The sequence below is a fragment of the Solemya elarraichensis gill symbiont genome, from assembly GCF_002021095.1.
In the GTDB taxonomy this organism is placed as follows: domain Bacteria; phylum Pseudomonadota; class Gammaproteobacteria; order Chromatiales; family Chromatiaceae.
In genome coordinates, this window is sequence record NZ_MPRK01000043.1 from 1 (window position 1) to 14,650 (window position 14,650).

The 14,650-nt window shown below is 54.7% G+C and carries 14 protein-coding genes and 1 pseudogene; 9 read left to right on the top strand and 6 right to left on the bottom strand.

Annotated features, from left to right (window positions below; all coding sequences use genetic code 11):
• The coding region (locus BOW51_RS03535) for an ATP-binding protein (protein WP_135568033.1) at window positions 1-678 on the top strand (678 nt) is incomplete at its 5' end.
• On the top strand, window positions 671-949 hold the full coding sequence (locus tag BOW51_RS03540; RefSeq protein WP_167367231.1) for an Hpt domain-containing protein: 279 nt from the start codon (window positions 671-673) through the stop codon (window positions 947-949). The genes BOW51_RS03535 and BOW51_RS03540, both read left to right, overlap by 8 nt.
• 6 nt (window positions 950-955) lie before the next feature.
• On the opposite strand, the gene BOW51_RS03545 is transcribed toward BOW51_RS03540, so the two are convergent.
• The 6 genes from BOW51_RS03545 to BOW51_RS03570 all read right to left on the bottom strand — a co-directional run bounded on the left by BOW51_RS03545 (window position 956) and on the right by BOW51_RS03570 (window position 7,570).
• Window positions 956-1,705, bottom strand: coding sequence for a uroporphyrinogen-III synthase (locus BOW51_RS03545; protein WP_078476468.1), 750 nt, complete (start codon window positions 1,703-1,705; stop codon window positions 956-958).
• A gap of 9 nt (window positions 1,706-1,714) precedes the next feature.
• Entirely contained in the window at window positions 1,715-2,644 is a 930-nt protein-coding gene (gene hemC, locus BOW51_RS03550) for a hydroxymethylbilane synthase (RefSeq protein WP_078476469.1), read from the bottom strand.
• Window positions 2,641-3,378 carry a lysophospholipid acyltransferase family protein gene (locus tag BOW51_RS03555; protein WP_078476470.1) on the bottom strand — a complete coding sequence of 246 codons (738 nt, stop codon included), beginning with the start codon at window positions 3,376-3,378 and terminating at the stop codon, window positions 2,641-2,643. Before BOW51_RS03555 ends, hemC begins: the two co-directional genes overlap by 4 nt.
• A 46-nt stretch (window positions 3,379-3,424) precedes the next feature.
• Window positions 3,425-5,497 (bottom strand): glycine--tRNA ligase subunit beta, encoded by a 2,073-nt coding sequence (gene glyS / locus BOW51_RS03560; RefSeq protein WP_078476471.1) that lies wholly within the window; start codon window positions 5,495-5,497, stop codon window positions 3,425-3,427.
• A gap of 21 nt (window positions 5,498-5,518) precedes the next feature.
• Window positions 5,519-6,463 (bottom strand): glycine--tRNA ligase subunit alpha, encoded by a 945-nt coding sequence (gene glyQ, locus BOW51_RS03565; RefSeq protein WP_078476472.1) that lies wholly within the window; start codon window positions 6,461-6,463, stop codon window positions 5,519-5,521.
• Window positions 6,464-6,814: 351 nt separating this feature from the next.
• Window positions 6,815-7,570, bottom strand: coding sequence for a hypothetical protein (locus tag BOW51_RS03570; RefSeq protein WP_078476473.1), 756 nt, complete (start codon window positions 7,568-7,570; stop codon window positions 6,815-6,817).
• A 206-nt stretch (window positions 7,571-7,776) separates the two neighbouring features.
• On the opposite strand from BOW51_RS03570, the gene BOW51_RS03575 reads away from it, so the two are divergent.
• The 7 genes and pseudogenes from BOW51_RS03575 to ntrC all read left to right on the top strand — a co-directional run.
• Window positions 7,777-8,817, top strand: coding sequence for a tRNA (5-methylaminomethyl-2-thiouridylate)-methyltransferase (locus BOW51_RS03575; RefSeq protein ID WP_078476474.1), 1,041 nt, complete (start codon window positions 7,777-7,779; stop codon window positions 8,815-8,817).
• The gene (locus BOW51_RS03580; RefSeq protein ID WP_078476475.1) at window positions 8,814-9,044 is read left to right on the top strand and encodes a sulfurtransferase TusA family protein; all 231 of its coding nucleotides are present in this window, start codon (window positions 8,814-8,816) and stop codon (window positions 9,042-9,044) included. Before BOW51_RS03575 ends, BOW51_RS03580 begins: the two co-directional genes overlap by 4 nt.
• 2 nt (window positions 9,045-9,046) lie before the next feature.
• Window positions 9,047-10,261 (top strand): cation diffusion facilitator family transporter, encoded by a 1,215-nt coding sequence (locus BOW51_RS03585; protein WP_078476476.1) that lies wholly within the window; start codon window positions 9,047-9,049, stop codon window positions 10,259-10,261.
• A 121-nt stretch (window positions 10,262-10,382) separates the two neighbouring features.
• Window positions 10,383-11,666: pseudogene (glnA, locus tag BOW51_RS03590) on the top strand (type I glutamate--ammonia ligase); the annotation flags it as partial.
• Window positions 11,667-11,754: 88 nt separating this feature from the next.
• Window positions 11,755-12,315 carry a DUF4124 domain-containing protein gene (locus BOW51_RS03595; protein ID WP_078476478.1) on the top strand — a complete coding sequence of 187 codons (561 nt, stop codon included), beginning with the start codon at window positions 11,755-11,757 and terminating at the stop codon, window positions 12,313-12,315.
• 182 nt (window positions 12,316-12,497) lie between these two features.
• Window positions 12,498-13,568, top strand: a complete 1,071-nt coding sequence (glnL, locus tag BOW51_RS03600) for a nitrogen regulation protein NR(II) (RefSeq protein WP_078476479.1) — start codon at window positions 12,498-12,500, stop codon at window positions 13,566-13,568.
• On the top strand, window positions 13,558-14,650 hold a 1,093-nt coding region (ntrC, locus tag BOW51_RS03605), incomplete at its 3' end, for a nitrogen regulation protein NR(I) (RefSeq protein WP_078476480.1). The genes glnL and ntrC, both read left to right, overlap by 11 nt.

The following is a 14,650-nucleotide window of genomic DNA, read 5'->3' on the forward strand; positions in this document are numbered from 1 at the left end:
AACCTGGTTTCAAATGCTATCAAGTATACCGAAGAGGGTGAGGTGAACATTCACGCAGATGCTGTTCCCCTTGCAGGCGGGATGGTGGAGTTGCATATCGCTATCAGTGATACGAGTATCGGTATTGACAATAGTGAATTACCACACCTGTTTGAGGCCTTCACGCAGGCGGACATTGTTAACCGGCAATTCTACCAGGGAACGGGTCTCGGCCTTGCTATTGTCAGACGCCTGCTTGATGCAATGAATGGCGAGATAGAAGTGACCAGTGCGGTTGGAGAAGGGACGCTGTTTGAAATTACGCTTGTGCTTGAGTCGGGTAATGCGGAACAGGCAATCGAGACTAGTGAAGAGCCGGTCGTCCAGCACCGAATGGCCAATGTGCGTGTCCTCGTGGTTGACGACAACAAGGTCAATCGCTACTTCCTTGAACGTCTTCTGACCTCATACGAAGCGCTGGTGACAACAGCTGAAGACGGCGTCATGGCAACCAGGGTGGCAAGGCCGGAGCAGTTCGATATTGTCCTCATGGATATCCATATGCCGAGGATGAATGGAATCGAGGCGAGTCATAATATTCGTACAATTCCCGGTTACGAGAATGTGCCTATCTTTGCCTTGAGCGCAGATGCGGTCTCCAGAGACGATGTGCGCAAAGCCGGCCGCGCTCGTGAATGAATTGCAAAAACTCTTTTGTGATGACCTGGTTCAGCAGGTCAACTGGATATCCGATGCTCTTGGAAATGAAGCGTGGGAAGATGCGCGTTCACAGTTGCACTACCTGAAAGGCGCCGCAGGCGTGTGTGGTGCTGACAGTGTTTACGAGACAATTTGCAGCTTGCAGGAAGCGGTTAAGAGTGGCGATGAAAAGGGAATGCGCAATGGCATACACGGGCTATATGAAGAGGCTGAGATTCTCTGTGCCGATATACTTGGTAAGGTGGGTTAATACGCCCTAGTCAGGGTAGTACTCACACAAGGCAGTGATAATCGCCTCTACAGATGCCCCTCTGGATTCAATGACTTTCTGGAAACCACACGCATGAGCGTGCGTTGAGCAACGTTTGCTGATCACCACTATCGGGGTTTTCAGGATGCTCTCCTGGTTGCCGCACAGCTCCAGCAAGTTGTTGATAATGATATTAGACGTGGCCGTGATCACATCCACTTTCTGGGGCCATTTCTGCCTGAGCATGCTGCAATCTGCATCGCTCGGAATCCGTCGCCAGTAAACTTCCGCATAGTCCACCTTGGCCCCACGTTCAAGCAGGCTCTGCGCCAGTAGTTCCCGTCCACTGTCTCCACGAATAATCAATACGCGCCGTCCCTGCATTTGCTGCATATCGGGATGTTCCAGCAGGTGTTCACTATCGGCCTGTTCCCGGGGAGAGAGGTTAACAGTCACTCCACGCGCATCAAGCGCCTTGCGTGTTGCTGCGCCAATAGCAATGACTCGCTGCTTGCCGGGTGTGAAGTGATCAAGTGAAAAGGTGGCCGCATTGGCGCTGACAAAAATCAGGTCATCGTAGTGCCCGGCATCCTTGAGTGAGACAGCCGCATCGGGTGCAGCGGTGATCTCAATGGTGGGGAACGCGAGTGGTTCGGCTCCATGCGCGCGCAGTGCTTCAAGCAGCGGAGCAGCCTGGTGTTCAGGCCGGGTTACCAGGACCCTGAGTTGTTTGAGCTGGCACCTTGGGCTGCCCATTGCTGAAATTCACTCCTGGTCGTAGAGCGCTTGCAGAATTCTGTCGGCGCCATGTGTTAGAAGTTCATCAGCAATTGCTGTGCCGATAGCTTCAGCCTCGTCTGCAGGCCCTTCGATACTGGCCTCGATTATCGCGCTGCCATCGGGTTCGCCGACAAGCCCTCGCATGCGCAGTGTTTCACCATCCAGGGTTGCATGGCCTGCAATCGGTACCTGGCAGCCGCCCTGCAGGCGCTCGTTCATGGCACGTTCTGCGCGTACACAAATTGCTGTCTCTTCATGGTGCAGCGGAGCAAGCAGTTCGAGGACGCGCTCATCATCGCTTCTGCACTCGATTCCGATGGCGCCCTGGCCAATCGCTGGCAGGCTGGTGTCTGTATCAATGAAGGCGGTGATGCGTTCGCCAAATCCGAGGCGGATGAGTCCGGCGCTGGCGAGGATGATTGCATCGTAGTCACCATTGTCGAGCTTGGAGAGGCGCGTGTTGACATTGCCGCGCAATGGCAGGATTTCGAGATCAGGCCGAGATGTAAGCAGCTGGCACTGACGTCGCAGGCTCGCGGTTCCGACCTTTGCATTCTGCGGCAGTTCGTCAAGTGACTTGTAGTTGTTGGAGACGAAAGCGTCACGTGGATCCTCACGCTCGAGAATCACGGCAAGACCAAGGCCGTCAGGAAATTCGACCGGTACATCTTTCATGCTGTGCACGGCGATATCAGCTGTTCCCTCGAGCATGCCGGTTTCCAGCTCTTTAACGAAGAGCCCTTTGCCGCCAATTTTGGCCAGCGGCGTGTCGAGTATCTTGTCGCCCTGCGTTGACATGCCGAGCAGTTCGATCTCGATTCCGGGGTGTGCCGCCTGGAGCAGCGCCTCGACATGTTCAGCTTGCCACATGGCAAGAGGTGATTTACGTGTTGCGATGCGTATCCTGTCGCTCATTCCGGCTGCTCCTGTTGGCGAGTCGATGGCAGTGTGTCCATTGTTGATTCGATCCACGCTTCAACCTCGCGAATAACCTGCTTGGCTGATTTTCCCTGTGTCTCGATTGGTTCTCCGATCACAACATCGATTGTGCCCGGGTGTTTTGTTATACCGCGGCGTGCCCAGAAAAGTCCGGCATTGTGCGCAACGGGGGTCACGGCATAGCCTGAATGCTCGGCAAGCAGTGCGCCACCGACACCGTACCTGCCATGGCTGCCAAAGGGCGTACGGGTGCCCTCCGGAAAGATGATTATTCGGTGGCCCTTTTCAAGATAATCGGTACCCTGGGTAACAACTTGCTTGACCGCCTTTCTTCCGGCTTTGCGGTTGATCGCGATAGGCGACATGAAAAACATGGCCCAGCCAAAAATTGGCACCCACATCAGTTCACGCTTGAGCACCCATGACTGCTTGCCGCCGATGATGTGCCGCAGTGAGATAGTCTCCCAGGTTGACTGGTGCTTCGACATGATGATTGCAGCGCCGTCGGGAAGATTCTCTTTGCCCTGCACGCGGTAATCGAGGCCGCAGATGTGCTTGAGAAGAAACAGGTTCACGCGTGCCCAGTTATTGGCGAGGCGGTTACGTGCAGGTACGGGGATCAGCCATGCAACAAATGAAAGAGGCAGACCATACATAATGATGCTCAGGGCCATCAGTACGAAGTAGATGAGTGAGCGCGTATAGATCATGATTCTCCTCGCCAGCTTTGCCGATTGCTACTGTGCATGAAGGATATCAGGACTGTAGCGCCGAAATATCAGCGACTTCGAGAAACAGCCCATTCAGGCGGTTGAGCATGGCAAGACGGTTATTGCGTATTGCCTTCTCCTCGGCCATGACCATCACGTCATCAAAATAGCTGTCAGTTACATCTCGCAGCTGAGCCATCGACTGTAGCGCCTGTGTGTATTCTCTTGAAGCGATCAGCGGTGCTACCTGTGTCTGTGTCTGTGTCAGCTGTTCCAGAAGAAGTGTTTCTGCATCCTTCTCGAACAGGGCGGTGTCGATCTCTGCTGGCAGCTCGCCTTCGACCTTTTTCAGCAGGTTATGAATGCGCTTGTTCGCTGCAGAAAGGCTTTCGGCTTCGGGTAGGTCACGAAATGCGCTAACAGCGGAGATGCGGGCATCAAAGTCATCCAGTGTCTGTGGGTTGACCTTCGCAACTGCCTGAAAGGTGTCGGCATCGGTGCCGGCTTCTGCGTAGATACCACGCAGGCGCTCCAGCATGTAAGCCTTGACCTCGGCAACCACGGCTTTCTCGCTGACCTTTTCACCAAGCGCTGTTTTCGCCTCCTCGAGCAGTGTATCGAGCGACAGCGGCAACTGCAGTTCGCGCAGCATTCTGAGAACGGCGATTGACGCGCGTCGCAGCGCAAAGGGATCCTTGTCGCCGGTCGGCTTCTGGCCGATGCCAAAAATTCCGACGAGCGTATCAAGGCGTTCGGCAAGAGCGATTGCGATACCGGTTTTAGTCTGTGGCAGGATGTCGCCGGAGAAGCGCGGCAGGTAGAACTCTTCCATCGCACTGGCTATTTCGTTGTCTTCTCCGTCACGCTGTGCCTGGTAGCGCCCCATGACGCCCTGCATATCGGCAAACTCGTTGACCATCTCGGTCATCAGGTCGCAGCGGCTCAGGCGTGCGGCGCGTACAGCCATGTCCTGATCTCCGCCAATGGACGCGGCAATGGTGGCGGCAAGCAATGCGACACGTTCCGACTTTTCATGCATGCTACCGAGCTTGTTCTGGAATACGACCGTCCTGAGTGACTCGATATGGTCCTCAAGACGCCTCTTGCCATCCTGTTGCCAGAAGAACATGGCATCGGCAAGACGCGGACGGATGACGCGTTCGTTGCCTTCACTGATCACGCCCGGATTACTGCTGTCGATGTTTGAAATCGTGATGAAGTGTGGCAGCAGGTTGCCATCACTGTCGACGAGATGAAAATATTTCTGGTTTTTCTTCATCGTCAGGATCAGCGCCTCGTGAGGCACCTCGAGAAACGATTGTTCAAACCCACCGGCAACCGGTACCGGCCATTCAACCAGCGCAGTCACCTCGTCGAGCAGATCTTCATCGAATTCTACCTGTCCGCCGAGTTGTTCCGCGGTCGTCTCGACCTGTTTCCTGATGGCTTCACGGCGCTGGTCAAAATCGGCAATGACAAAGCCTTTTTCGCTCAACGCTGCGGCGTAATCGCCCGGCTTGTTGATATCGATGGCTTGCGGGCAGTGAAAACGGTGACCGAAACTCTGTTTGCCTGCCTCCGTGTCGAGCAGGGTACAGGGCACGACATCGTCGCCGTGCAGGAACAGCAGCCAGTGGACCGGACGCACAAACTCGGCATTCGACGCGCCCCAGCGCATACGTTTTGGAATCGGCAGCTGGTTGAGCGCATCCATGGCGATTTGCGGCAGCAGTTCGGCTGCATCCTTGCCTTTTTCCTCAACCTTGTAAAAGAGCCACTCACCCTTGTCGGTCGACATGCGATCGAGCTTGTCGACGCTGGTGCCGCAGGAACGGGCAAAGCCTTCGGCGGCCTTGGTTGGATTGCCGTCGGCATCGAATGCGGCTGCCACGGCAGGGCCACGTTTCTCGATTTCCCTGTCGGCCTGGCGTGTGGCGACATCTTCTATCAACAACGCAAGGCGGCGCGGAGAGGCAAAGCTCTTGCATGTGCCATGCTGCAGGCCGGTTTTATCCAGGCCGTCGATAAAATGCTGTTCCAGTGCATTGCGCAGGCGCTTGAGTGCAGTCGGTGGCAGCTCTTCGGTACCAAGTTCAAATAGCAGGTCGTTTGTGCTCATGATCGTTTTATTCTGAAATTGTCAGGCATCGTCAGACGTCTTTTCAGCCGCCTGTTGCGATGGTGGGCACATGGGAAACCCGAGTGCTTCACGCGAGTCGTAATAGGCCTGCGCAACTGCGCGGGCGAGACTGCGTACGCGCAGGATGAAACGCTGCCGCTCGGTAACCGAAATGGCGTGGCGTGCATCCAGCAGGTTAAAGGCATGAGAGGCTTTCATCACCTGCTCGTATGCGGGCAGCGGCAGGTCCTTTTCGATCAGGGACTGGCTCTCTTTCTCGCACTCGTCGAACAGGCTGAAAAGAAAATCGACATCGGCATGTTCAAAATTGTAGGCTGACTGTTCCACTTCGTTCTGGTGGAAAACGTCTCCATAGGTGACGATGCCCTCATCATTTTTGCCACGGGTCCAGACGAGGTCATAGACGCTCTTGACACCCTGAAGGTACATTGCGATACGCTCCAGGCCGTAGGTGATTTCACCCGTGACCGGGCGGCAGTCGATTCCGCCGACTTGCTGAAAATAGGTGAACTGGGTCACTTCCATGCCGTTCAGCCACACTTCCCAGCCGAGCCCCCAGGCTCCCAGTGTGGGTGATTCCCAGTTATCTTCAACGAAACGGATGTCGTGCTCGAGCGGGTCGAGACCGAGCATTTTCAGCGAGCCCAGGTAGAGTTCCTGTATCTCCAGCGGAGATGGTTTCATGACAACCTGGAACTGGTAGTAATGCTGTAGACGATTTGGGTTTTCGCCATAGCGACCGTCGGTCGGCCGACGCGAAGGCTGTACGTAGGCAGCATTCCATGGCTCTGGCCCGATCGAGCGCAGAAATGTTGCAGGATGGAAGGTGCCTGCACCAACCTCCATATCGAGAGGCTGCAGAATCACGCAACCCTGTTCTGCCCAGTACTCCTGCAGGGCAAGAATCAGCCCCTGGAATGTTGTAACGTCTGCTGTTGAAGCCATCTGGTATTGCCGTGTTTCGAAATGTGCCGAAAATCAAACGCTGCATTATATAGGAATGTCTGAAATGGCGCGCGCCAAGATGGCTGTTATGCAGAATGGATGTCGGGCATTCGTCGCTCCATGTCACCGTGACCCACAGGGATGTAGGGAATGTCGGTTATGCAGGAGCATTTACCGACCGGCATACCGTACATCCTGTACATTCATCGCTCCATGACATCCATGTCCCCGCGATATACCGTACATCCTGTACATAAAAACCCGGATTGCAGGGCAATCCGGGTTTCAACGCTCTTCACAACCACTTCGTTTCATGCGACCTCGATGAAATGAAGCGGAAGTCAGGGTGATCTAGTCCCTGTTCAGGTTCCTGTCCATGTTGTCCTCGCGCATGTCGTCCATCTGGCCGGGGACATCCTTGGCGGCATCACCTAACTCTTCGGTGACATCGACAGGGTTAGGTACGCTAACCGTAGGCGCATACCATCCACCGGGCATCTCTCCCATGCGGCTCGGGGCGTTGAGCATGTCGTCCCATCCGTCACTCATTGAATCCTTGGGGTCATCCATGTCGACCCAGTCCCACGGGTTGTCGCCACGCCATGGCTTGCGCTTGCCCTTGAACCAGTCGCCGCCCGGTCCGTTGTCGCGACCAAACCAGCCGCTTGGTCCATCACTCCAGCTACGCCCACGATTACGATTACGCGGTGATCGGGGTGGTGGGTAGGCCCCGTAGCCTCGAGGTGCGGAATAGGGCCCCTGCTGCCCGTAACCGGGAGGCGGTCCATACGGGCCTTGCTGTGGTGCCGGCTGCCCGTATCCTGGAGGTGGTCCATATGGGCCTTGCTGTGGCGCAGGTTGCTGATAGCCGGGTGGTGGGCCATAGGCTCCCTGCGGCAGTGCAGGAGGTGCACTCCGGCGAGGCGGTGGTGAGCGTCTGTAATCTGGTGGTGCGAACAGTGGTTCAGACTGCTGCTGTCCTGCCCATGGCGGTGCGTCCATTGGCCTGAACTGGGGAGCATTCTGTGCGACGGCTGCCTGGGCAATTGCTGTGACCAGCAGTGCGCTGCAGAGCTGGCCGACTCTTATCTTGTACTGTTTTTGCATCTTATTTAGTACTCCATCCTGATTGTTTTTATATCTAGGGCTTTCCGGGCCGATTGGCCTGATGGCTTCCCGAGATGCTGATGAGTAATTTCAGCAGCTATCTGTCAGGATAAATCGCATTTCTCCTCTTGTCCATGCCCTCTTGCGTCCGGTTTTATTTCTGATTCGCGCTATAATGGCGAACTGTTTAACCAGTTTTTCTATCTATGAAGCAGAGAAAGGTAGTTGCCCTTGTCTCCGGAGGACTGGATTCCATGCTTGCCGTACGCGTGATGCAAGAGCAGGGAATTCATGTTGAAGGGATCAATTTTTTCACCGGTTTTTGTGTGGAAGGGCATACCCATGCGATCCGCAAAAAGGATCAGAAGAAGCCTAAGCGCAACAATGCACTCTGGTGCGCGGAACAGCTGGGCATTAAGTTGCATATCATTGACATCATCGATGAATACAAACAGGTCGTTTTCAATCCGAAACATGGCTATGGCGCCAATTTGAATCCATGCCTGGACTGCAAGGTCTTCATGGTAAAGAAGGCGAAGGAGTGGATGCAGGAGCATGACTTCGATTTCGTTATTTCCGGTGAAGTCGTCGGCCAGAGACCAATGTCGCAGCGCAAGGACACCATGCCGGTAGTGCAACGGGAGTCCGGCATCGACGATCTTCTGCTACGTCCCCTGAGTGGAAAAAACCTTCCGCCGACACTTCCCGAACGCGAAGGCTGGATCAGCAGAGATGGTTTGTATGACTTTTCCGGACGCTCGCGCAAACCGCAGATGGCGCTGGCGAAGCAGTTTGGTTTCGAGGACTATGCGCAGCCGGCAGGTGGCTGCTGTTTTCTCACTGATGCCCAGTACTCGGTCAAGCTGGCCGATTTGTGGAACAGCCGTGGCAGCAAGGAGTATGAACTCGACGACATCATGTTGCTCAAAGTTGGGCGGCATATCCGTCCGGCAAAGCATTTCAAGCTGATCGTCGCTCGTGAGGAGGGGGAGAGTAATTTTCTCAAGGGTTATAAAAAGCAGTATCCCCACATGCGCTGTACCAGTCATGGTGGTCCATTAACGCTGATTGACGGTGAGTTGAGCGAGGATGAGCTGCAGCAGGCGGCTCGTATCGTTGCGCGTTACAGCCAGGGCAAGAACACACCGCAGGTCGAGTTGGAGTATGTCACCACCACTGGTGAGGTCACCCCGATGAGTGTCGAGCCCATGCCGCCGGCCGAAATACCTCGGGAGTGGGTGCTGTGAGCAGGGAGCGACTCGATTGTCATCGTTTGCTGTGCCCCATGCCGGTGATCAAGACGCAGGATCGCATCGCTACCATGCAGCCAGGTGATGAGCTTGAGGTCGTGTGTACCGACCCGGGTGCACTGAATGATATCCCCGCTTGGAGCCGTATTAATGGACACCAGGTGCTCGAATCAACAACTCGCGACGATGAGTATATTGTCGTTGTTCGGGTTTGCGAGGAGTAGGGATGCACGGCGGACATCATCACCACCATGTTGCAAAGGAGTTGACCCCGGAAGAGGCCTCTGCAGGCCGGTATCGCCAGATCCGGCATGTCACCCTTGTCGGGGCGGCACTCGATATGATGTTGGGTGTATTGAAAATCCTGGTTGGCTGGCTTGCCAGTTCACAGAGTCTGATTGCTGATGGCGTGCACTCATTTTCAGACCTGGCGACAGACTTCATTGTGCTCTTCGCAGCCAAGCATGGCAGCATGGAGCCGGATGAGGATCACCCGTATGGTCACGGCCGTTTCGAGACCATAGCAACCGTTATTCTCGGCGTCAGCCTGATATTTGTCGGTATCGGCATCGCGTGGGACTCGGTAAACAGGCTGTTTCATCCCGAGATGCTCTTCAGTCCCGGCCCCTGGGCGTTGGTTATTGCGGCGCTTTCGGTGGTTTCAAAAGAGTGGATCTATCACTACACCATGCGCGTGGCCAAGCGTCTGCGCTCGCACATGCTCGAAGCCAATGCGTGGCACAGTCGTACTGACGCCATCTCCTCGGTGATTGTTGTGGTCGGCGTCGGCGGCACCATGCTGGGGCTTGATTACCTGGATGCGATTGCCGCAATAGGTGTTTCATGGATGGTTGGTACGATCGGCTGGAAAATGGCCTGGAGCAGCCTGGGTGAACTCAGCGATAAAGGGCTGGATGAAGAGCAACTGCAGATTATCCGTGAAGCAATCATGCAGCAGGAAGGCGCCGAGCATGTGCACATGCTGCGCTCCCGCCGCATGGGGCATAATGCACTGGTTGACGTGCATGTCGAGGTGGATTCCATGCTGACGGTCAGTGAGGGGCACATGATTGCGACTGCCGTAGAGAACGCAATCAAGCAGAGCGATCAGGGTGTGACAGACGTCACTGTGCACATAGATCCGGAGAATGATGAGCGTGCGCCATCCTGTGATGGGCTGCCCGGAAGAAAAAAGGTGCTGGAAATCCTCTCCCGGGCATGGAAAGATGCAGGTGTGGATCTGCACGGGTACGATGTCCGCCTGCACTATCTCGGTGGCCGTATCGAAATTGATATCAACCTGCCGGATGCCTTTGTAGGGCGTATGGATGATATTGAGCGTCTTGAAGAGCAACTGAAGAAGTCGTTCTCGGAGCTGCCTGATTTTGGTGATGTCCATCTTTACGCAGCCCTGGGTAGCAGGCGCAGCGAGAGAGATTAACGCACTAAAAGTGTGCGCTTGGCATCGCTTCGCACCAATATGGGGCGATTTAAGCCCTGAATAGTGGCAAAAGCAGTTAATTTGCTGTTGGCATAGTTTGTGCCTTTAATTTTGCCATGCTATGTTTGAAGAGGGCAAGATGTTTGACGGCTCGTCGATCGCGGGCTGGAAAGGCATCAACGAATCAGACATGATTCTCATGCCTGATGCCGGCACGGCGGTACTCGACCCGTTCACCGACGATGCCCAGGTCAATATTCTCTGCGACATCCTCGAGCCGTCCACAATGGAAGGTTACGAGCGTGATCCACGTTCCGTTGGCAAGCGTGCGGAAGCCTACCTGAAGTCAACCGGTATCGCTGATGAAGCATTCTTCGGTCCTGAGCCAGAGTTTTTCGTGCTTGACGATGTGCGCTGGAGTGCTGACATGAGCGGTAGTTCTGTCAAGATCGACTCCTCGGAAGCTCACTGGAACTCTGAGCGTGTCTACGAAGATGGCAACATCGGCCATCGCCCAACCGTCAAGGGAGGTTACTTCCCGGTTCCCCCTGTCGATTCACTGCATGATATCCGTGCTGCAATGTGCCTGGTCATGGAAGAGATGGGTGTTCCTGTCGAGGTTCATCACCACGAGGTTGCAACAGCTGGCCAGTGTGAAATCGGAACGCGTTTCAGCTCGCTCGTTAAGCGCGCCGACTGGGTCCAGATCCAGAAATATGTTACTTTCAACGTTGCTCATGCCTATGGCAAGACCGCAACCTTCATGCCCAAGCCGATTGTTGGTGACAACGGTTCAGGCATGCACGTTCACATGTCATTGGCCAAGGGTGGCGAGAACATCTTTGCCGGCGACCAGTATGGTGGCCTGTCAGAGACGGCTCTCTACTACATCGGCGGTATCATCAAGCACGCACGTGCATTGAATGCGTTCACCAACGCTTCAACCAACTCATACAAGCGCCTGGTACCAGGCTTTGAAGCACCGGTCATGCTGGCATACTCAGCACGTAACCGTTCAGCTTCAATCCGTATCCCATGGGTTGCAAGCCCCAAGGGTCGTCGTGTCGAGGTGCGTTTCCCTGATCCGACAGCAAACCCATACCTGGCGTTTGCAGCCATGATGATGGCGGGTCTTGACGGTATCCAGAACAAAATCCATCCTGGCGATGCTGCAGACAAGGATCTTTATGACCTGCCTGCTGAAGAAGCACTGGCTATCCCGACGGTTTGTCACAGTCTTGATCAGGCGCTTGAAGCACTTGATGCAGATCGTGCCTTCCTCACCGCCGGTGGTGTTTTCACCGACGATCTGATTGATGGTTACATTGAACTGAAGATGGAAGAGGTGACCCGCTTGCGTATGACCACACACCCTGTTGAATTCGACATGTACTACAGCCTCTAATAACATCACAATGTAATTGATGATGCAGGCCCCCGGTGATTCTCATCGGGGGCTTTTTTCTTGGCGGGGTCTCGGCTATGCTTAGACTATGAATAAGGCATTTCTCTTTTTTCTCCTGCTTCTTTGCATGCCGGTGACCGCAGGGGTTTATACTTGGATCGGTGCCGATGGCAATCGGCATTATGGTGACAGGCCACCAGAAGAACCAGGCGCGAAAGCCGCCACGGTGCCAGAATCTGTCTATGCCTCGCCAAGAGTCGGTTGGGTGAATGATGTTAACCGGCCCCCGGTGCCTGATGAGCCGCAAAGAGCTGAAGATGGCTATTACAAAAGCCTTGAAATTCTCAGGCCGGCAAACGATGGCTCCGTACGCAATGCCAATGGGGACGTACAGGTGGTTATCTTTTCAGATCCGCCGTTGCGTAGAAGTGATTTGTTTACGCTTTACCTCGATGGCGAGGTTGTCTACGAAAATTTCAGTGGCGACGTGCGCATTTTGAATGGCGTCGATCGTGGTACGCATACTCTCCAGGTGGCTATTTTCGGCAGTGAAGAGAATGCATTAATCACCTCTGCCTCGACAAGTTTCCACCTCCATAGTCCTTCCCGGCTGATCAATAGGCGAAATGTTACCCCCCCCAGCCAGTAGGGGTTGACTGCTTGCGCGACGCACCAAAATAGTGCAGTCTCTATTCAGAGGGGTTTGTTTCAATCAGGCAGGAGTGAATTTAGCCTGACCAGAACTCAAGCCCAGCCCGCCCTGGTGAATAAACTTTGCCTGGCAAATGCATTTCATCGTGACTTGGCATGTCTATTGCATAGGTACATTGCATGAGCGGCTACGATAAGCAACACCTTCTGCTGGATAACCTCAATACTGCTGTGCTGGTTTTTGACCGGGATATGCTCCTGCGTTACGTCAATCCCGCAGCAGAGATTCTGTTTGCGATGAGCGGCAAACAACTGCAAGGGATGAGCGCCAGGGAGATTATTCCCTGTGGCGATGCCAATGCGGTCAAACATCTTGACAAGGCATGGAGTTCAGGCCACGTCGTTACCGAACGCGAAATTCATGTCCATTTTCCCGGTCAGGAAGAGAGCATCACTATCGATTGCACCATCATGCCTTTTGATGATGGTGGTGAAGGCGCGCTGATGGTCGAGATACAGCAGGTCGACAGGCAGCTGCGCATCACCAGGGAAGAGCAGATGCTTGCCCAGCAAGAGGTTTCGAGTCAACTGATTCGTGGTCTTGCACACGAGATCAAGAACCCGTTAGGTGGAATTCGCGGAGCGGCCCAGCTACTTGAGCAGGAACTGGATAACAGTGAGCTTGAGGAATACACCAGCATTATTATCAACGAGGCCGACAGGTTGAGGGAGCTGGTTGATCGTATGCTCGGACCGCGCGAACTACCCAGCTTTGAATCAATAGATCTCCACGAGGTGCTGGAGCGGGTCCGTCAACTGGTTAAGGCGGAAGGAGGTAATGGGATCACACTTGTACGTGATTACGACCCCAGTATCCCGCCTCTTCATGCCGATTTGAACCAGATGATCCAGGTGTTTTTGAACATCACAAGGAATGCAGCGAATGTATTGCAGGGTGAAGGAAGCATCACGCTGCGTACACGTATTATGCGCCACTATACTATCGGCACGCAGTGTCATCGACTGGTTGCACGTATCGACATCATTGATACCGGTCCGGGAATTCCACAAGGGCTGCAGGAGCAGATTTTCTTTCCCATGGTATCCGGAAGTGCACAGGGCACAGGGCTCGGTCTGTCCATTGCGCAATCACTGGTTGCTGCCCACAAGGGCCTGATCGAGTGCCACAGTGAGCCGGGTAAAACCACCTTTTCTGTATTTATTCCGCTGGAGATTGAAAATGGCAGCTGACCGTATCTGGGTCATTGATGATGACAGTTCCATCCGCTGGGTGCTGGAGAAGGCGCTCAGCAAGGCGGGTATGGAAGTGCGCAGTTTTGAATCTGCAGACGGCGTGGTCGAGGCACTGGCTAAAGAGATGCCGGATACCATCCTCACTGATATCCGTATGCCGGGTAAGGATGGCCTGCAGCTTCTGTCCGAACTCAGCGAGAGCCATCCGGACCTGCCGGTGATTATCATGACGGCGCATTCGGACCTCGACAGTGCCGTATCCGCCTATCATGGCGGTGCTTTCGAATACCTGCCAAAGCCGTTTGATATCAAGGAGGCGGTTGACCAGGTACAGCGTGCCTGCCGCAAGTCGGCAGCGTCGAAACCTGCAGTGGAGAGTGGTGACGCGCGCCTGAAAGGGATCATTGGTGAGGCGCCTGCAATGCAGGATGTGTTCCGCGCTATCGGGCGCCTGGCACGCTCCAATATCACAGTTATGATTACCGGTGAATCCGGTACCGGCAAGGAGCTGGTTGCACTCGCTTTGCATAATCACAGCCAGCGTGCAGGAAAGCCCTTTATTGCAATCAACACGGCAGCTATCCCGCGTGACCTGCTGGAGTCGGAACTCTTCGGACATGAGCGTGGTGCTTTCACGGGTGCAACCGAACGGCGTATCGGACGCTTTGAGCAGGCAGATGGCGGTACTCTCTTTCTCGACGAGATCGGCGACATGCCGGCTGACCTGCAGACACGCCTGTTGCGCGTACTGGCTGACGGTGAATTTTACCGTGTTGGCGGACGAGCGCCGGTCAAAGTGGGCGTGCGCATTATCGCAGCCACCCACCAGGATCTTGAAGCATTGGTCAACAGACATGAATTCCGCGAGGATCTGTTTCACCGCCTTAATGTCATTCGTATCAAGCTGCCCTCGCTGCGTGAGAGACGCGAGGACATTCCTTTGCTGATGCGCCACTTTCTGCACTCTGCAGCGGAGGAATTGGGTGAGGAAGCCAAGGAGCTGACAGCGGAAGTTGAGGATTTAATGAGATCCTGGGATTGGCCGGGTAATGTACGTCAGCTGGAAAATACCGCTCGCT